Source organism: Cohnella sp. SGD-V74 (assembly GCF_003001675.1).
Lineage (GTDB): Bacteria > Bacillota > Bacilli > Paenibacillales > Paenibacillaceae > Cohnella.
Genome location: NZ_PVYW01000016.1, coordinates 70,479 through 89,963, shown reverse-complemented (window position 1 = coordinate 89,963; position 19,485 = coordinate 70,479). Strand labels below are relative to the sequence as shown.

General features: G+C 55.8%; 14 protein-coding genes. 4 read left to right on the top strand and 10 right to left on the bottom strand.

The features are described 5' to 3' along the window. Positions 1-12 precede the first annotated feature (12 nt). The 10 genes from B0G52_RS22875 to B0G52_RS36550 all read right to left on the bottom strand — a co-directional run bounded on the left by B0G52_RS22875 (position 13) and on the right by B0G52_RS36550 (position 14,431). The gene (locus B0G52_RS22875) at positions 13-936 is read right to left on the bottom strand and encodes an ABC transporter substrate-binding protein (protein WP_094047720.1); all 924 of its coding nucleotides are present in this window, start codon (positions 934-936) and stop codon (positions 13-15) included. A 44-nt stretch (positions 937-980) separates the two neighbouring features. Further along, positions 981-1,619, bottom strand: coding sequence for an ABC transporter permease (locus B0G52_RS22870; RefSeq protein ID WP_233162942.1), 639 nt, complete (start codon positions 1,617-1,619; stop codon positions 981-983). A gap of 14 nt (positions 1,620-1,633) precedes the next feature. Continuing rightward, the gene (locus tag B0G52_RS22865; protein ID WP_094047719.1) at positions 1,634-2,254 is read right to left on the bottom strand and encodes an ABC transporter permease; all 621 of its coding nucleotides are present in this window, start codon (positions 2,252-2,254) and stop codon (positions 1,634-1,636) included. Then, positions 2,251-3,387 (bottom strand): mandelate racemase/muconate lactonizing enzyme family protein, encoded by a 1,137-nt coding sequence (locus B0G52_RS22860; RefSeq protein ID WP_094047718.1) that lies wholly within the window; start codon positions 3,385-3,387, stop codon positions 2,251-2,253. The genes B0G52_RS22865 and B0G52_RS22860 overlap by 4 nt, the downstream gene beginning before the upstream one ends. A gap of 184 nt (positions 3,388-3,571) precedes the next feature. Further along, the gene (locus B0G52_RS22855; protein WP_158223829.1) at positions 3,572-6,094 is read right to left on the bottom strand and encodes an alpha-L-fucosidase; all 2,523 of its coding nucleotides are present in this window, start codon (positions 6,092-6,094) and stop codon (positions 3,572-3,574) included. 592 nt (positions 6,095-6,686) lie between these two features. Further along, positions 6,687-7,619, bottom strand: coding sequence for an ABC transporter substrate-binding protein (locus B0G52_RS22850; protein WP_094047716.1), 933 nt, complete (start codon positions 7,617-7,619; stop codon positions 6,687-6,689). Beyond that, positions 7,616-8,890: a sigma-54-dependent transcriptional regulator gene (locus B0G52_RS22845; RefSeq protein ID WP_094047715.1), complete on the bottom strand. Its 1,275-nt coding sequence runs from the start codon at positions 8,888-8,890 to the stop codon at positions 7,616-7,618. Before B0G52_RS22845 ends, B0G52_RS22850 begins: the two co-directional genes overlap by 4 nt. Next, positions 8,887-10,938, bottom strand: coding sequence for a PAS domain-containing sensor histidine kinase (locus tag B0G52_RS22840; protein ID WP_094047714.1), 2,052 nt, complete (start codon positions 10,936-10,938; stop codon positions 8,887-8,889). The genes B0G52_RS22845 and B0G52_RS22840 overlap by 4 nt, the downstream gene beginning before the upstream one ends. A gap of 165 nt (positions 10,939-11,103) precedes the next feature. Next, positions 11,104-12,843 (bottom strand): cache domain-containing sensor histidine kinase, encoded by a 1,740-nt coding sequence (locus tag B0G52_RS22835; RefSeq protein ID WP_094047713.1) that lies wholly within the window; start codon positions 12,841-12,843, stop codon positions 11,104-11,106. Between the two features lie 4 nt (positions 12,844-12,847). Further along, complete coding sequence (locus B0G52_RS36550; protein ID WP_094047712.1) at positions 12,848-14,431, bottom strand: helix-turn-helix domain-containing protein; 1,584 nt, start codon at positions 14,429-14,431, stop codon at positions 12,848-12,850. Between the two features lie 182 nt (positions 14,432-14,613). Between B0G52_RS36550 and B0G52_RS22825 the strand changes: the two genes are divergently transcribed. From B0G52_RS22825 to B0G52_RS22810, 4 genes are read left to right on the top strand one after another with little or no spacing between them, the layout of a single operon-like run. Further along, on the top strand, positions 14,614-15,570 hold the full coding sequence (locus tag B0G52_RS22825; protein ID WP_233162940.1) for an ABC transporter permease: 957 nt from the start codon (positions 14,614-14,616) through the stop codon (positions 15,568-15,570). Between the two features lie 13 nt (positions 15,571-15,583). After that, positions 15,584-16,477 (top strand): carbohydrate ABC transporter permease, encoded by an 894-nt coding sequence (locus B0G52_RS22820; protein WP_094047711.1) that lies wholly within the window; start codon positions 15,584-15,586, stop codon positions 16,475-16,477. Between the two features lie 20 nt (positions 16,478-16,497). Further along, positions 16,498-17,793: an alpha-glucosidase/alpha-galactosidase gene (gene melA / locus B0G52_RS22815; RefSeq protein WP_094047710.1), complete on the top strand. Its 1,296-nt coding sequence runs from the start codon at positions 16,498-16,500 to the stop codon at positions 17,791-17,793. A gap of 45 nt (positions 17,794-17,838) precedes the next feature. Continuing rightward, complete coding sequence (locus B0G52_RS22810) at positions 17,839-19,473, top strand: extracellular solute-binding protein (RefSeq protein WP_094047709.1); 1,635 nt, start codon at positions 17,839-17,841, stop codon at positions 19,471-19,473. The last annotated feature ends 12 nt before the right edge of the window (positions 19,474-19,485 follow it).

Here is a 19,485-nt window from a genome sequence, read left to right as displayed (position 1 = left end):
GGTGCCTCCGCCTTACTGCGCAATTAGTTTGTTGTCGATGAGGAATTGCTTGGCCACGTCTTCGATTTCCGCTTTTTCCGGACCGTCGACCTTCCAGTTCATCTCCTGCACGGCCGGATCGGTGAGCAGCGGAGCCAACGCGTTCAGACGCTCCTTGATCTTGGGCTCGGCGTCCAGCTTCTCCTTGCGGATGAGCGGAGCGACGTTGTAGACCGGGAAGAAGCCTACGTCGTCCTGCAGCAATTGCAGCCCCATGCCGGCGATCTGGCCGTCGGTTCCGACCGATACGGTGACGTCGGACTCGTTGTTTTCCAGCGGCTTGTAGCGCAGGCTGTAGTCGATCTGGAACTGCTTCTTGAATTTGAAGCCGCCTTGGTCGGCGAATACTTTCTGCAAGCCCGGCAGTCCGTCTTCGCGAACGTCGAATTCCTGCGGATAGGACAGCACGAGATCTTGACTGTGCTTGGCGAGATCCGTATACGTCTTGATGCCGTATTTGTCCGCCGTTTCCTGCTTCATCGCGAACCCGTAAGTCGCATTCTCTGAAGCCGGGTCCAGCCATTCCATGTTCCATTGCTTAAAGCCTTCGCGAACTCTCTCGAGCGCTTTCGCCGAATCCTTCTCCGGCTCTTTCTCCTCCAGCATGACGCCAAGGCCGGTGCCGGTGTATTCCGGGTAAATGTCGAGATCGCCCTTCTTGAGCGCTTCGAACGTCGGAGCGGTGCCGCCCAGGCTGAGCTGGCGTTTGACTTTGATGCCGATGTCTTCCAGAATAAGCGCATACATTTCGCCGATCAGGTGATTCTCGGTATTATCCTTGGAGCCGACCGTAATCGTCAGATCGGATTTGCCGCCGTCTTTGCTTCCTCCGCAAGCCGTCAGCGCCGCAGCCAGAGCCGTAATCGCGAGCAGGGACAACCAGGAACGTTTTTTCATCGAATAACCTCTCCCTTTTTCTAAGGCGTGTATCCATACACGCCCTAATGCGAATAATTGGTTTTGCGTTGTAAAAAGCTGAACACGATCTCGCTCAGAATCGCGAGCAAGGCCACGGGTATGGCTCCGATGAGCAAATAGCTCTTCGACATCATGCTGACCCCGTTAATAATGTAGCTGCCCAGTCCGCCGCCTCCGATGAGCACAGCCAGCGTCGCGCTGGCGATGATCTCGACCGATGCGGTGCGGATGCCGGCCAGCATGACCGGGAGCGCGAGCGGAAGCTCAACTTTGAGAATCGTCTGCATCGGCGTCATGCCCATCCCCTTCGCGGCTTCCTTGATGGCGGGATTGATTTCCCGGAAAGCGACGTACGTGTTGATTAGGATCGGCGGACCGGCGAGCAGCGTCAACGCCATGGCGGCCGGAGCGAATCCGACGCCGAGCAGCGGCATCATCAGCGCCAGGACGGCCAGACTCGGGATGACTCGAAAAATGTTGACGGCGTTGATGACGTAGTTGGCGATATGCAGCTTCCTCGAAATCCAGATGCCGAGCGGAATGCAGATCAGCATCGCCGCGATCATCGAGAAGGAGCTGAGCCAGACGTGCGTTTTCATATTGGCGAAGAATACCGGGGCGTTCCCCTCGAAGTACTCCCGTATTTGATCCAGGACTTTCACGGTTCACACCTCCGTTAGTTCGTTCTCGGGCTGAGGATTTTTTCAAGGACGCGGAACAGCAGGTCTGCCCCGATCGCCAGAATCGCGATGGTCACCGTTCCGGCAATGATTTTCCCGGTGTGATCGTGGTTCAAGCCTTGGAAGATCAATCGGCCGAGTCCGCCCGCGCCGATCCAGGCGGCTACCGTTCCGATCGAGATGATCGAGACGGTCGCGACCCGGATGCCGGCGATGACGACCGGCACGGCCAGCGGAACTTCGATCTTGAAAATGATTTGCGCCTTGCTCATCCCCATCCCCTTCGCCGCTTCGATCATCATCGGATCGATGCCCTTGATCGCCGCGACGACGTTGCGCACGAGAATCATCTGCGCGTAGGCGACGAGCCCGATCGTCGCCGTCGTGACGCCGAGCCCCGTATAGGGGATCAGCGCCGCGTACAGCGCCATGCTGGGGATCGTATAGATGATGCCGAGCACGCTCGTAACCGGAGCCTGCAGCCTCTGATATTTGGCGATCAGGAAGCCGAGCGGCAAAGCGATGCAGAGGGCGATCAGCAATGCGCTGAAAGTCAGCGACAGATGCTCCCAGAAAAACGGCATCACCTTGTCGGGATTTTTGAACAGGTAACTCATGTCGACTCACCTACGTACACCTTGCTATAGGCGTAGCGTTCGACGGCCTCCAGGTCCAGTTCGACGCCGAGTCCGGGAGCCTGAGGCAAGTGCAGATACCCGTCGGAATCGATGTTCAGTTTATCCCGCTGAATGAAGTCCCGACGCTCCGGCGTCCACGACGGCGGATCGTACGGCAGCTCCAGATACGGACAGTGGCTGACCGCCGCGGCCAGATGAAGGTTCGCCATGACGCCGATGCCGTTCGTCCACGTATGCGGGCTGAACCACGCGCCGCTCGCCTGCACCATGTCGGCGATTTTGCGCACCTGCGTGATGCCGCCGGTCAGCGCGACGTCCGGCTGGTATACGTCGAGCGAGCCGAGGAAGTTCATCTCGCGGAAGTCGTGCATCCGGCGGTTCATCTCCCCGCCGGCGATGCGGATGCCTCCGACCATCTGACGAAGCTGAGCCAGTCCGTGGAAATCGTGGCTCGGCAGCGGCTCCTCCAGCCAGAATACGCCGAGCTGCTCCAGCTCCTTGGCGACTTGATACGCCTTCTTGAGATCCCAGGTCGGCTCCGTGTCCCACGGCATTTTCCAGCCTTGGTTGGCGTCGACCATAATGTCGAGCTTGTCTCCGATCGCCTTGCGAACCGCTTCGACGACGCGGATATCGTCACGCACGTCCTTGTGGTGGAACCGGATCTTCATCGCCTTGAAGCCTTGCTCGAGCAGCTGCTGCGCCCGCTCGGCCCGCACTTCCGGCGTCACCATCTCGCCTGTGGAAGCGTATGCAAGAATGCGATCATTGCGGGCTCCAAGCAGCTTGTAGGTCGGCTGGCCGGTCGCTTTGCCCATCAGGTCCCACAGCGCCAAGTCCAGCGGCCAGCATCTTCCGTAATGGAAGTCGATGTTGTCGATCACTTGCGAATGCCGTTCGATCGCGAACGGGTCTTGGCCGATGAACAGCTGCTCATGCCCTTCGAAGCCCGTCATCAGGTCGCCCGAGCCGATGCCCGTCACGCCTTCGTCCGTGTGAACCTGCACGACCGTCGAGGCGAATTTCCTGCGGGGGTTCGGGTCCCATGCCGCCTTGAACGGAGGGTCGAGCGGCAGTAAATAATGCTTGATTTCGATCGCGGTAATTTTCATCTCGTCACCTCGCTGTCAGCTTACGAGCTTCATTATGAACATTCCGTGACAGCCTGCACAGACGGTCCGCTGCACAAACATTAGGCAAAAAGGTGTAAAAAAAATGCGCAATCGCAAGGGTATGCGAAAGCGCATTCATATGGTAATACGGCTTTATCGAGGATGTCATCCAGCCTGCTGCAATTTAGGCGTTGTATACGCTGAAGGAGTAGAGCGTCGGCGCATCCGAACCGCTGATCGTCATGTTCAGCCGCACCTTCGATCCGGTCACCGAATCGAATTTGGCGAGCTTGACCGTGCCGATCGTCGTGCCCGTGTAGGCATCCTCCCAGCCGTTGCCGTCCCAGTACTGTACGGTGAAGCCCGAGATGCGCGGGGCCGACGTGTAGAATTCCCGAATTTCGACGTGATTAAACGTCACAGCTTCGCCAAGATCGACTTCCAGCCATGCGGCGGCGGAATTGTTCACTCCCCCCCATCGGGTGGCCGGATCGCCGTCCACCGCTTTATCCGCACCGTATGTCGGGTTGTCGTACCAAGTCGCGCTTGCGGCAGCCGGCTTGCTTCGCGCATGATCGGTCAACGTATTGTAGAGACCGAATTCGTAGATCGACGGCACATCGGTGGCCGACAGCAAATTCAATCTTGCCTTAGAGCCGACGACCGGATCGAACTCCGCGACTTTGGAGGAACCGATCGTTGTGCCCGTATGAACGTCCAGCCATGCGCTGCCGTTCCAATATTGAATGGTGTATGCGGTCACTCTCTGGCTGAACTCGCTGATCTTCACTTTGTTGAAGACGACCTGGCTGCCGAAATCCACCTCGAGCCAAGCGCTCGTCGTATTGGGACCGCTCGCCCATCTGGTCTCGGGATTGCCGTCCACCGCTTTGGCCGCGCTGTATTCCGGAGAATTGTACCACGTGGAGCTCGCATTCGTCGGCTTGTTCTGCGCCAGATTCTCGTAAGGATACAGCATCGGCTCGCCGACAACGTCAATCACGACGACCGAAACATACGGGTCGGGCGCGACGGCCGGCAGCGTAATGATCGTCCTCCCGTTCTCGTTGCGGTAACTCAACGTCGTTCCCGGATCGTTCATCAGGTAAATATCGTTAATAGTATTGCTCAATTGGGGAATCGCCAATTGCTGATTTGCAGGCCAATTCGCCAGATGGACATACACCTTGTCCGTTCCTGTCGTGCTTGTTCCCGCCTCCGTATCTTCCAGCAGCATGTTCTTGTCGGTGCTATAGATGCTGTCTCCGTACTCCTCCAGCCAATCTCCCATAGCCAGCAGTCGGTCTATGCTTTCCTGCGGAATGGTGCCGTCTCCTTTGGGCCCCACGCTGAGCAGGAAATTGCCGCCTTTCGAAGCGATGTTCGTCAAGTTGACCATCAGTTCTTGCGGTGTTTTCCAGTTCGTATCGTAAGGGGCATATCCCCATACTCCGTTGATGGTCATGCAGGTTTCCCACGGATTGGACGAGCCGACCGTCGGAATGTTCTGTTCAGGCGTGCCATAGTCTCCGTTGCCGTGCCCCAGACGATTGTTGACGATTATATCGTGCTTCAGCGTCCTCAGATAACGGTAAATGTCAGCGCCGATCTCCGGGGACAACCAGCTGTACCACCCGCCGTCGAACCAGATCAGGTCGACATCGTAATTTTCGATCAGCTCACGCAGCTGCTCTTTCATCTGAGTGATATACAACGCGCGATTAGGCGTTAGTGTCGGGTCCGTATCGTGTACGAATCCGTCAGCGTTCGGATTGGCCCAATCCAGAATCGAGTAATAGACGCCGAACTTAATCCCTTGCTGGCGACTCTCTTCGGCCAATTCCTGAATCGGATCACGGCCGGATTGACCAAGCGATACGATGTCATAGCCTTTGAAATCGGTGACATTCGTCTCGAACATGCTGAATCCGTCATGGAATTTCGATGTAACCACCATATATTTCTGTCCAGCCTGCTTGGCCAGCGACACCCAATCGGCGGCGTCGAAGGTCGAGGCGTTCAGCCCTTCGCTAAGCGGGCGGGCGGCTGCTTCGATATATTCGGCCTTCGGTATTTTCGCGATGTTCATGATCCACTCGCCGCCGCGAATCCCGTTGTACTCGCTGCCGAGAACGGAATACGGACCCCAGACCGGAAAATTGCCGAACCGGGCATCCTTAAACCATTGCATTCTCGCCCGTTTCTCCTGCTCCGTCTCGCTTGTCGAGTCTTGACCCAGCACGAACCAGTTGACGCTGGCTGCGACCGCATCCGGAAATACGAGATAGACGTCATGAACTCCGACAACCGAGGAAATGGCGGCGTACTGCTCCTTGAAGATGCTCCTGTTGGTCGTCTGCTGAATTTGCAGCGTGCCGATCAAAGTGCCCGTCTGGGAATCCAGACGGATTTCCATCGACTTGCCCGATTCGTCCGACGAGAGCGTCGCCATGAATGTATCGTAGCTGCCATCGCCGAAATCGATATCTTCGTACTTCAGCCAATCGCCCGAGGCGATGTTCGCGACTGACGTATCGTCCGGGGCAACGCCGTTCTCAACCGATACGCCGCCGGATTTCGCGCTCCATTCGTGCGCCTGCACAATCCGCGCGGCTGGAACGGCCGCGTTCGCCGTCCCCTGCGACTGCGTGCCTCCGCTGTTCGCATGCAGCGGCGCCCCGCCGTATAAGACCAAACTTCCCGCCATCAAACACGAAATCGCAACGATGCATAATTTCCTGCCCAAACTTCTTGCAGCTCTCATCAACATTACCTCCAAGTTCGTTTAATGTGACAAACCTGTTCGCATGCTGTTCGATCGCCGCAGCCGACGCACGTTATGCAACCGACAGAGGCATACCCTCCCGGCTATTCGACTGCTCCGCGCGCTCACCTCCCTTCCGGGATATCAAGAACTGCCGAAGTCGGGCTTCCTGCCGTTTCCCCGGAATAACCACAAATTGAAAGCGATTACAATTCAACGATATCGGATTGTCAATCGACCGAGCGGCACTTCTATCCAACACGGCTCGTTACCGACAGTCTCTGTCTCTCTTTCAATTAAATTCATATATATGAATAATAAATTTATGTATGTGATAATATGGTTTTATTATGTCTTCCTGCTAATCTGATGTCAATCCTATTTTTTCGAAGAAGACGTACTGCTGAATGATCAAAGACCGGAGCGCGCAGCACAAAAAAGCACCTTCTCCCTTCGAGAGCGATGCGTTGTCCGTCTATAAAAAGAAAGAGGAGCCGCCCCGCAAGTCGCTTGCGGGCAGCTCCATCTCAACCGATCACGGCTCCAAAAGCTTGTGCTTCACCAGAAAATCGCGAGACGTCTTCGTAATGTCCTTCTGCAAAATATCGACCTGATACATCAGGTCGAGCATGTTCTCGTTCGTAATGAACGGAGCGAGCCGGTTCAGCGTCTCGCCGATCTCCGGATAGCGCCGCAGCGTATCCTCCAGAATGACGGGAGCCGCGTCGTAGGGCGGGAAAACTTTGCGATCGTCCTCCAGCAGCACGAGATCGTTCTTCTTGATGCGCGGATCGGAAGCCATGCCGACGGCCACGTCGGCGCGCCCGTCCTTCACCGTCTGCGAGAGCAGATCGGATTCGATCGCCACGACCTGCTCGGCGGGCAGCTCGAAGTCGTAGATTTTTTTCAGCCTGTCGAGGCCGTCCTCGCGCGTCAAATACTCGCCGTTCGTCGCGAACTTCATCTTCGTGTTCCGGGTACGTATATACTTCGACAGATCGCTGATCCGGTAGATGTGCAATTGCTCGGAAATATCCTTGCGCATCAGCAGCGCCCAGCTGCTGTTGAACGTGCTCTTGGACAGCCAGACGATGCCGCGGTCCGCATCGGTTTTCGCCACCTCGCGGTAGGCCTCTTCCGGTTCATACAGAGGAGACTGTTTGTGATAATAAATTCTGGCCGTCGTCGTGTACTCCCAGTACAGATCGGCTACGCCGGCTTCCATGGCGGAACGGACGGCGGGGCTGTCCAGGAACACCATCTCGTTCACCCTGAAGCCTTGATCCTTGAGCAGAAGCGCGCTCATCTTCATGAGCAAATATTGCTCGGTCAGCGACTTGGAACCGATCGTGATCTCCCCCGCGGGCAACGCGGAGTCCGTCGGCCGAACCGCCGAACCGCCGTCCTCTCCCCGGCATGCGGACAAGAGCAGCAGCAGCGCGAGCGCCGCAAGCGGCAGCTTCTTCATCGCTCGATCCTCTTCATCTTGTAGATGAGCGCGTTGCGGGAGATGCCGAGCAACTCGGCCGCACGGCTCTGATTGCCGCCGGTTTTCTCGAGCGCGCCCGCGATCATCCGGCCTTCCACTTCCTCCAGCACGTCGTACAGCCTGCCCTCGAACCGCAGCTCCTCGCTCGATCCCCCGGACGGGCCGAGCAGCGTTGACGGCAGGTCGTCGGCTTCGAGAACGCCGTTCATTTTCAGCAAATGCATCCGTTCGATCATGTTCATCAGCTCGCTGATGTTGCCGGGCCACGACATTCCCGCCAAAATGTCCATCAGCTCTTCCGAGATCGCCAAAGGCTTGCCGTATTTGGCGTTCAGTTCGTCCAGCTTCTGCTCCACGAGCAGCGGGATATCCTCCTTGCGATCCCGGAGCGGAGGAAGCTCCAGCTCGACCAAGTTCAGCAGGTAGTACAGATCGTCGCGGAAAGCGCCTTCTTTCACAAGCTGCTTAAGAGGCCGTCCCGTCGACGTGACAAGACGGACGTTCACCTTGGCCCGCTCCAGCGTGTCGGGCGTCATGAAGCTGCCATCCTTCAGCAGACTGTAGAGATGCGCTTGATTCAGCGGCGTAAGGCTGCCGATCTCGTCGAGGAACAGCGTGCCTCCGTCGGCCGCGACCGCTTTGCCCGACGCTCCGAACAGCTCGCGTTCCAGCATGCTTTCCGGCATCGAACCGCAGTTGACGTGCAGGAACGGCTGCTCCTTCCTGCCGCTCTGCCCGTGAATCCACTTGGCCAGCGTCGTTTTGCCGACTCCGCTCTCCCCATGCAGCAGCACCGGAGCTTCGGTCATCGTAATCCGGTCCAGAATATCGCGGATCGCCCGCATTTTCGGACTGCGGAATACGACCTCCCCGGATGCGTCGTCGAGCGAACGATAGGCGTCCGAGACGATGTCCGCGAGCTGCTTCAGATCGAACGGCTTGTTCAAGTAGTCGGAAGCGCCCCACTTCATGGCCAGCACGGCGTTCTCCACGTTGCCGTAGGCGGTCAGCATGAACACTTTCGTCTGCGGCGAGATCTCCTTCACCTTCTTCAGAACGTCCAGGCCCGTCATATCGGTCAGCATAAAATCCAAAATCATGACGCGGATCGCATGCTGCTGCAGTTTGCGGATCGCCGCTTTGCCGTCGTACGCCTCGTATACCGTATAGCCTTCCCTTCTCAGCTTAAGCGCGATGTTGCGGCACAGCTTGATTTCGTCATCCACGATCAGAACTCCAGGCGCCGTCACGCCAATCCCTCCTTCCGGTTAAGCGGGAAGCGGCAGCGGACCGCCGTTCCCTTGTTTGTTGCGCTGCTCATTTCCAACGTTCCGCCGTGCTCTTTCATAATGTCGCGGGCGATGGACAGCCCCAGTCCGTTGCCGTTCTCCTTCGTCGAGAAAAACGGATTAAACAGCCATTCCAGATGCTCTTCGGATATGCCGTCCCCTTCATCGGCGATCTCGACGCATACTTCCTCCTCCGAGACGGAAATTCCGATATCGACCGCGCCGCCTTGGGGCATCGCCTCCATGCTGTTCACGAGCAGATTCAGAAACACCTGGATCAGCTTGTTCGTCTTGCCCTCGATGACCGGAACGGCGTCCGCATAGTCGCGCCGTACCGTTATGCCGAGCTCGTTGAACTTGATCCGCAGCAGATGCAGCACCCGGTTCAGCAGCTCGTCGAGCTGTACGGGGACGTCCGCTTCCTTCCTCGTTCTGGCGAGCGTCAAAAATTCGTTGACGATAGACGTCATTCTCGCGATCTCGTCGTCGATATCTTGCACGAGCGTGGGCACCCACTCCGAATCCGGCCGCAGCTCGATCTCCTCTCTAAGCAGCTCCGAGGAGCTGGAGAGAACGGCGAGCGGATTTTTCAATTCGTGGGCGATGCCCGCCGTTATCTGTCCGATCAGCGCGAGCTGCTCGCTCTGCTTCACGTGCGACTCGAGCATACGGATCTGCGAAATATCCTGCACGACCGCAAGCAGCCCGTCATAGAAAGACGCGGTAACGACGCTCAGCACGCGCGTCGCTCCGTCTCCGCCTGTCCACGTCGCTTCCTTCTCGCCGGAGCCAGGAGCCGCGGTCAGAAATTCGTAGCCGGGAAGCTCGGCCAGCCGCTTGCCTTCCCATTCGGCTTCGGACAAGCCGAACAGCTCGACCCATTTTCGGTTCACCCGGGTCACTTCTCCCATGGCGTTAAGCGTAATGAGCGCGTAAGGAATGCCTTCGATAATCTCCTTCAGAAAGCGATGGCTGCGGTCGACCCGTTCCCCCATGTCCTGGAACGCCCGAAGCAGCTCTCCGATCTCGTCCCTTCGTTTCGTCAGCGGCTCGGGGAGCGGCTGCGGCGCCTTCTGGCTCTGAATGCGCTGGGCGAACTTGGTCACTTTAAGAATCGGAATGAGAATCTGGCGGCCGCCGAAGAGCACGAGACAGACGATCAGTCCGAAAATGCCGAGAAAGCTGTAAGTGAGCGCTTTCGAAAGCGTTTGCACCGATGAGAAAGCGAATTTCTCCGGAACGCCCAGCGCGAGTCCCCAATTTTCCCGCATCGTCTGGTACGTCATGACGCTCGGCTCGCCTCGGTAAGCCTCCTGAACGGAGCCCGAGTCGCCCTTCAGCAGCAGCCGGACGATCGGCTCGCCCGAGAAATCGAGGTTCCAATCGTCGTCGCTGGTGGACGCGATTACTTTGCCCTCGCCGTCGATAATGAAGCTGAAGCCTTCGCGCGTCTCGCTCGTGCTTCTGAGTATGTTGGACAGGAAGTTGCGGCTCAGTTCCGCCACCAGCACGCCGAGAAACCGGCGGTCGTCGTAAAAGACGGGAATGGCGACCGTCACCGTTTTTTCGGAGCGAACATTGGAGATCAACCCGGTAACGACATACGTATAACTCCATTTGACATGCTCGAACTTCGGATAGTCGTAGGCCGTATCCTCCACGATCGGCCGAAACGGCGCCTCGAACAGCATGCGGCGGTCCGTGTCCAGAAAATAAATCGATTGGATGATCGTGCTCTTGGAGATCGCCTGCTTGGCTCTGGCGTACATCGCGGACGGATTAAGCTCGTGCCGGTCCGACAGTCCGGCGACAAGCTGAAGCTGCGAGACGACGTCGTTCATCTCGCTGTTCATCCGGTTGACGATCAGTTCGGCCATGATCTCGTTGTTTTCGATGATGTTGGCCTCCATGACCTTCTCCGAGTAACGAACGATGCCCTGGTGGATGGCCACGATGGGCAAAAACAGGATCAGCACGAAGACGAGCAGGAATTTCCGGGTCATTTTCATACCAGCATTGTACACCTCCCGTCTTGCGCCTACAATGGCAACTTCCGCCCTCGATCTGTATCATTTTCCAACAGCGGTGTTGAATTTTTGCGCAGTTCGTCGCCTTTGCAAGCGCTTGACAATTCCATACAACGGAGGAAGGGGCGAGCGAGTAAAGCTTTGGTTTTACTGCATGCCCGCATGCAAGGGGAGCTTTATTCTAACCTGAGTCCCGATCCCCCTTCTGCTGAACAGCTCGATGCCGTAGCCGGGCCCGTAAGCCAGTTGAATCCGCTCGTGGACATTGCGTATGCCGTAGCCTGCGTCCATATGGGATTGCAAAGCGTTGTTCGCTTGCTCCGCGGTCATTCCGGCGCCGTCGTCAACGACCTCGAAGATCATCCCGTCGGCTTCGCGAAACAGGCGGATAACGATATTCAAAGAGTGATTGTCGTCCCATACTGCGTGCAGAATGGCATTCTCCACGAAAGGCTGCAGCATCAGCTTTAAGGTCAGATAAGGATATAACGATTCGTCGATCTGCCAATGCACGTGAAATAAATTCTCGAACCTCGTCTGCTGAATCGCGATATAGTGACGGGTAATCTCCAGTTCCTTCTGCACGAGAATGTTCTTTTTCCCCTTATTGAGAGACGTCTTGTAGAAATTGGAGAGATGGGACACGACTCTCCCGACCTCGGGATCATGATTGCGGAGTGCGAGGGACGAGATAATCGACAGCGTATTGTACAGAAAGTGCGGGTTGATCTGGCTTTGGAGCGCGTATAGTTCGGCCTCCTTCTTCAAAATTTCCTTCTTGTACACTTCGTTAATCAGCTCGTTTAATCGGCGTCTCATGGAGTGAAAAGCTTCGGCAAGCTGTCCGACCTCGTCCCTTCCCCAGCCCTGGACATCGAAAATGAAATCCTCGTTCTCCACTTTGCGAATGTAACGGTAGAGTGTCTGGAAGCGATTCGAAAAATAGCGCGAGGTCAGGAAAATAAGCGCAACCGCCAGCACGACGCTTAAGCCGGAGATGAGCAGCATCCGATTGGTCGCCTGCTGGACGTCGGATAAGACGAGGCTGAGCGGTACGACGGACACCGTCTTCCAGCCGAACTTCATGCTGTTGAACACGATCAGCGATTGCGCCCCGTCGATATCCGTTTCGAATGTGCCTACGTTCCCGTTCTCCCACGGGCCGGACCCGATGAGGGAGGACAGCGGTTTGGAGATTTGCTCCTTGTTTTTGGCCGAGAGAACGATTCCGTCGGCGTTTATGATGTAAATGTCTTTGTTTAACGTTTCCTTCTCGTAGAGCGAATATAGCACGTTTTCTTTAATGTCGATCGTGAGGATCCCGTAGGGATATTGCAGTCTGTGGTTATTCAGCAATCTGGCCAATGTGAAGATCGCTTCGTCACTGTTCACAATACTGTAGATCGCATCCCCGTACGATTTCGACAGCTTTTCGTACCAGCTTTGAGATCTCAGCCGCTCGTCGACGTGCTTGACGAATAACCCGTCGCTCGGAATCGTCTCGTTGTACGGGTACAGAGTAATCGCGTGAATATCGGCATTGGCCGCCATAACTCCGTATAACAGATCGTTAATATAGTCGTAAGCTTCCACGAACTCGATACTCTTGTCGTACGTCTGGGAGAGATATTCCTTCAAGGTCGTGTCCATATAGAGCAGACTCGAAATTTGCTTATACGTTTCCAGGCGATTCTCGATGTTGTTGTTGATTTGGGAGTTCATCGAGTGCATGTTTTCGTGCGTCTGACTGACCAACTGTCGTTCAGTGACGGAATAGGAATAGAAAGAAACGAAGAGCAGAGGAATAACCGATGCGAACAGGAAGAGGACGAGCAGCTTCCCCCGGAGCGGCAAATTCATGAAAAAGGTTTTGATCTTCCGCAGCATAGTTTCACAGCCTTAACGTTTGTTTGCGGTATTGGTTGGGCGTAACTCCCGTTCTCTTGAGGAAAATCGCGCAGAAATGGGATGGATTCTCGTAGCCGACTTTGGCCGAAATCTCATGGATTTTGAGCGCGCTGCTCCGCAGCATGTCCGACGCGCGCTCCATTCTGATCTGCGTCAAATATTCGAGAACGGTGCTGCCCGTATGCTCCTTGAAAATGGTGCGCAAATAATTCGGAGACATGAACACCCGCTCCGCCAAATATTCGATCGTAAGAGGTTGGGCATATTGTTCCGCGATCAGCTTCTTAAGCTGGCTGACCGTTACCGCATGCTTGTCCGTTTCCTGCTCCGCGACGCATTCGATCAGCTTCAGCACGGTTTTGCGGATCGTCTGCTCCATGTAAGGCACGCTTTCGATGACGGAAAGCTTGCCGATCAACACCGCTTTGTCCTCCATCTTTTCTTTTACTCCGAGGTGGGCCGTGACATGCTCCTCGTAGATTTGATCCAAAAGCCTTAAGCAGGCTTGCTCGACAGGCTCGATGCACGCGCTTGCTTCTTCCACCGCCAGGGATGAGAAATAATCCCGAATCCAAGCCGCGGCCGCCTGCGGATTCCTTTGACGGATATTCGCGTGCAAGGCATCGACGGAGAGGATCTTCCCCCGCTCGGCGACGGAGGAGGCTTGCAGGGCATTCCGTTCCGCCGACTCGTCCGCAACGATCAAATGACCGGCCCCGTACAGGAAAACATGACGATCCCGCAGCTCCGTCAAGCCTTGGAACAGATCGAAAAGCCGTTCAAGCTTCTCCGGCCGCGGCCTGGAGCACAGCGTGATCCATTGGGACAAGGCGCCCAGCTCCCGATACCAAGGGAGTACGTCCTCCGTCGGCTCGTTGGCGCTGATGGAGAGATGCTGGCGTTCGCTCAGGGAGACGACCAATGCGCCGCGTCCGCTCGCCAGCCGTCCGATCTCGCTCTCAATGCGCGCAATAAGGGAAAGGCCGTCGGGCACATACCTAGACAAGGCCGCGTATTCATCGATTGTAATTAAAGAAAAAATGAATTTTCCGGTTTTGGAAGCCAGCGGCTCAAGATTCAAGCTTAAAATTTCTTCCGCCTTCGATTTTCGGGCGAGCCCGTCCTTTCCGCTCAGCAGATCCTTAATATATTGGATCGCCAGAGCGCGGGAGGAAAGCTTAACCCGCTGCTCGTCCGCGCATTTCAGCTTGACCTTCTCCATCAGATCCCGTAGTTCCCCCATATTGAGCGGCTTAAGCAAATACCCCATCGCTTCCACATGCAGGGCGGATTTCACGAAAAGAAAGTCATCGTGGCCGCTTAGGAAAACGATTTTAAGATGGGGAAGAAGCCCGCGGGCGATCGCCGCGAATTCTATTCCGTCCATGATAGGCATTTTGACGTCCGTAATGACGACATCCGGGAGCAAGTCGCCGATTTTGGCCAAAGCTTCTTTCCCGTTCTTGGCCGTTCCCGCGATCTCGAAGCCCATTTCCGACCAAGGCACGAAATTCTGCAAGGTGTCCAGTTCCAGACGCTCGTCATCCACCAGTAGGATCGTATACATCCCGATTTCGCCCCTTGTCGCGCGATTTGAATGATTCTAAGTATCCCACTCGCGTAAAACGCCTGTCAATTCGCTCCGGAGAAGGTTCGTTCGTTTGCGGTATAAATCAGTGGAACTCGTTATGGATATCGCGATCCGGCGGCTCAATAATAGAGACAAGCGGCCGGCGCTTACGAAACGAGGTGATTCCTATCAATGCGATCCATCAGACGACAAAATCCAAATGGCGCAGAAAAATACTCAAGCAGCGTTATCTCTACCTCATGCTCGTCCCCGGATTCATCTGGGCGATTCTGTTCTCCTACGGGCCGATGCTGGGTTTGTACATGGCCTTCGTGGACTATAAGCCGACTCTCGGAAACTTCTGGTCGTCTTTCCTGAGCAGCGAATTCGTCGGTTTTCAGTGGTTCACGCTTTTCTTCGCGGGAGACGATTTTTTCCTGATCATGAGGAACACCTTGGTATCGAGCCTGCTGACGATCGGAATCGGCTTCCTGGTTCCAATCCTCATCGCCGTGGCGCTGAACGAAGTCGGAAGCGCAGCCTTCAAGCGCATCGTCCAGACGGCGTCCTACATGCCGTACTTTATCTCATGGGTCATCGCGGCGAATATATTCGTCACCTTGCTGTCCGCGGACGGCGTCGTCAACGAACTGCTGAAGCTGTTTGGACTGACCAAGGAAAGCGTGCTGTTCCTGCAGGAAGGAAAATATTTTTGGGGGATTGTCGCCGGAGCCAATACGTGGAAGGAAATGGGCTATAGTTCGATCATCTATTTAGCCGCCATCGCCTCGATCAACCCCGAGTTGTACGAGGCCGCCAAAGTGGACGGAGCAACGAGAGTGAAGCAGATCGTCCATATCACGCTGCCTCTGCTGAAGCCGACGATCGTCATTTTGCTTATTCTTGCCGTAGGGAATATCGTCAATACGGGATTCGACCAATATTTCCTGCTGGGCAATTCGCTTAATCGCGATTATTCCGACGTCATCGATACGTATTCCTTCCGCTACGGCATCCAGAACGGGATGTTCTCCTACGCCTCGGCCGTTGGCTTGTTCAAGTCGATCGTCGCTTTCATCATGGTGCTAGGCGTTAACTCTCTGGCCCGACGCATGAACAATAATTCGCTGTTCTAAGGAGGAGGGAAACATGATAAGCCGGGATACGCTGATGAGCTGGTCGGGCCGCATTTTGTTGTACGGATTTCTGAGTATGCTGTTCATCGTGACCTTTTTCCCCTTTTGGCAAATTTTCGTCCTGTCGATCAACGACGGAACCGATTCCTTAAGGGGCGGATTTCTGCTCTGGCCCCGCGACATTAGCCTGGAAAGCTATGCCGCCGTATTCTCGAATCCGGAGATCACAACGTCGGTTAAAGTGACGCTGCTCCGTACGCTGCTTGGAGTGCCGCTGTCGGTTTTCTGCATCGCCCTGCTCGCCTACGTGTTAAGCAAGAAGGATCTGGTCGGGAGCCGATTCGTCAATTTATTTTTCGTCTTCACGATGTATTTCAGCGGCGGTCTGATCCCCACTTATATGATCGTGAAATCGCTGGGCCTGATCGACAACTTCCTGGTCTTTCTCTTTCCGGGACTGATCAATATTTTCTGGATGATTCTGATCCGCACCTTCATGGAGGAGCTGCCGAGGGAGCTGGAGGAATCGGCCCAGATCGACGGCGCCAACGACGTGCGGATCTTCGTTAAAGTCATTTTGCCGGTATGCGTTCCCGTGCTGGCCACCGTAGCATTGTTCTCGGCTATTTATCATTGGAACGCCTGGTACGATTCGTACATCTACACGTACAATCCGGACCTCAAGACGCTGCAGGCCGTGCTGGTGAAGATTCTTAACCAATATCAAACCGGAGACATGCTTAACGATGCGCAGCAGCTCGCCAACGAAGCCAAGAAAATTCCGGTTACGGGCGAGAGCATTCGCATGACGGTAACGATGGTCGCCACCTTGCCTATTATTCTTGTTTACCCTTTCGTGCAGCGGTTCTTCCTTAAAGGCATGCTGCTGGGAGCCGTCAAAAACTAACCCTCAAGGAGGCATTCGATATGCCGAAAATTACTTTCATCGGAGCGGGAAGCTCGATATTCGCCAAAAATATTTTGGGAGACTGCATGAGAACGCCGTCGCTGGCCGACTCCCATCTCGCGCTGTACGACATCGACGAGGCGCGGATGAACCAGTCTCTGCGCATGCTGACGACGCTCAACGCCAATCTCGGCAACAAGGCGACCATTACGGCCTATTCCGACCGGAAGGAGGCGCTGAGGGGCGCGGACTACATCATCAATGCGATTACGGTCGGCGAGCTGGTCCCGTCGATCATGTCGGACTTCGAGATTCCGGAAAAATACGGCTTGTACCAGACGTTTGCGGATACGCTAGGGATGGGCGGCATGTTCCGGGGATTGCGCACGATTCCGGTCATGCTGGACATGGCCAGAGACATTGAAGAGGTGTGTCCCGACGCCTGGCTGCTCAATTATACGAACCCGATGGCGATCATCACCGGCGCCGTCCAGCAGGCGACCGGCGTCAAGACGGTCGGCCTCTGCCACAGCGTGCAGACGTGTGCGAAGGAGCTGCTGGAGGGTCTGGGCATGGACGCAGCCGACGTGCGCTGGCGGATCGGCGGCATCAACCATCAGGCCTGGCTGCTCGAAGTGACGCGCAACGGCGTCGACCTGTACCCGGAAATTCGCAAACGCGCGGCTGAGCGGCCGTATCCGCACGAAGACGGCGTGCGTTACGATTTCATGAGACTGTTCGGCTACTACGTCACCGAGTCGAGCACCCACGCTTCCGAATACGTGCCCTACTATCACAAGCATCGTTATCCGGGTTTGGCGGAGCAATTCGGCATTTCCACGCAGATGTACAAAAATTGGGGCAAAGGCAAAGCGGCCTACTGGCAGGAAGTGAACGAGCTGATCGAAAACGACGGCTTGACGCATGAGCGCTCTCACGAGTACGCCTCTTATATTATGGAAGCGATGGAGACGAACAAGCCATTCGAAATTGCCGGCAACGTGCGCAATACGGGCGGGCTGATCTCCAACCTGCCGGAGAAGGCGTGCGTCGAGGTGCCGTGTCTGGTGAACGCGAACGGGATTCTGCCGACCTACTTCGGCGAGCTGCCGCCGCAATGCGCCGCGCTTAACCGCACGAACATCAACATGCAGCTGCTGACGATCGAAGCGGCGCTGACCGGCAAGCGCGAGCACGTCTACCATGCCGCGATGCTGGACCCGCACACCTCCGCCGAGCTGTCGCTGGACGACATCGTGGCGATGTGCGACGAGATGCTGGAGGCGAACCGGGATTTTCTTCCCTGGCTGAAGTAAGGGCAAGCCATCATTTTCATCCTATATTATGAGGGGGCAATTTCCATGAATCGAAAGTACAAAAAAGTATCGCTGGTTGCGCTGGCCGCGCTGCTGCTAGTGATGACGGCCTGCTCGGGCGGGGGCAAGAACGAGCCGGCCTCGTCGGGTTCGGATTCGGGTTCCGTTCAGCCATCCGACTCGGGAGCGGAGCAGCCGAAGGAGCCGATCACGCTGACGTTCTTCGACAAAAACACGGGCGACCAATTCAATAATCCCGTCGCTCAGGAGATTACGAAGCGGACCGGGATAACTTTTCAGATTCAGCAGCCGACGGGCAATCCCGAGGAGAAGCTGAACCTGATGCTGACGAGCAACGACCTGCCGGACATCGTGCTGATGGACCGCCGCAGCGACATCGTCAACAAATATATAGCCGCCGGAGCGCTGATTCCGCTCGACGATCTGATCCAGGAGTACGGCTCCAACATCACCGCGATGTACGGGGACGTGCTGAACAAGAGCCGCTACATGGACGGCAAAAACTATTACCTGAACAACTGGTACGGCATGGATCCCGATCCGAACTGGAGCATCAACATGCGAATGGACGTATTGAAAGAATTCGGCTACGGCGAGAAGGCGGAGAAGGGCGAGAGCTTCACCCAAGAGGAATTCGTCGACCTGCTGCGCAAATTCAAAGAGAAATATCCGGCGGTAAACGGCAAAGATTCGATTCCTTTCACGCTTAACGCGGATCATATGCCGACCATTATCGGTACGTTCAAAGGGATGTACGGCATGAAAAGCTATTACGAGACCGACGGCAAGCTGGAGCTGGACGTACGCCACCCCCGATATCTGGAAATGATCAAATTCATCAACGGACTGCAAACCGAGGGACTACTGGACAAGGAATGGGCGGTTAACAAAACGCAAATCTACGATCAGAAGACGACCAGCGGCAGGGTATTCGCAACGGGAGGCGGACTTCCGACGGAGGCGAACCGTCTGCTGCGGGAGCAATTCGGCGAGGATACGGACAAGCAGTTCTACGCGTTCAAGGTCGTCGCGGACGGCGTGGACCCTTCGCAGACCACGTTCGGTCCGAGAAGCTCGCTCGGCTGGGACGCGATCGGCATAACCGTCTCCAACAAGCATCCCGTCGAAACGATCAAGATGATGGATTTCCTGGTGAGCGAAGAAGGGCAATATTTGCTTCAATGGGGACTCGAAGGCACGCATTGGGATATGAAGGACGGCAAGCATACGCCTCGGCCCGAAGTGCTTCAAGGCTTTAAGGACAACTGGAACGAATATTCGAAGGCGACCGGCATCCGGAAATGGACCTGGTTCATCAAGAACGGCAACGGCACGGACGGAACGCCTTACGATCTCGCGGCCAAGTACGACAGAGATCCGATCAGCGCTCACGCCCTGATTTCCATGAAGGATTCGACCTGGGACTCTTCGCTCTACGACAATTTGGGCCCGCTCGGCGGAACGCCCGACGCTCTTGTCGAACAGAAGGTGAAGGATATTACCGACAAGGGCTTTACGTCGATGATTTACGCCGAATCGGCCGCGGAAGCGGAGAACGCGTACAACAAAATGATCGCCAATCTGCAAGCCAACAAAGCGGAGAAAATCGAGGAAATCTATTCGAAAAATTATGCGGAACGAGTCCAGCTGTGGAAATAATCGAGGTTGGGC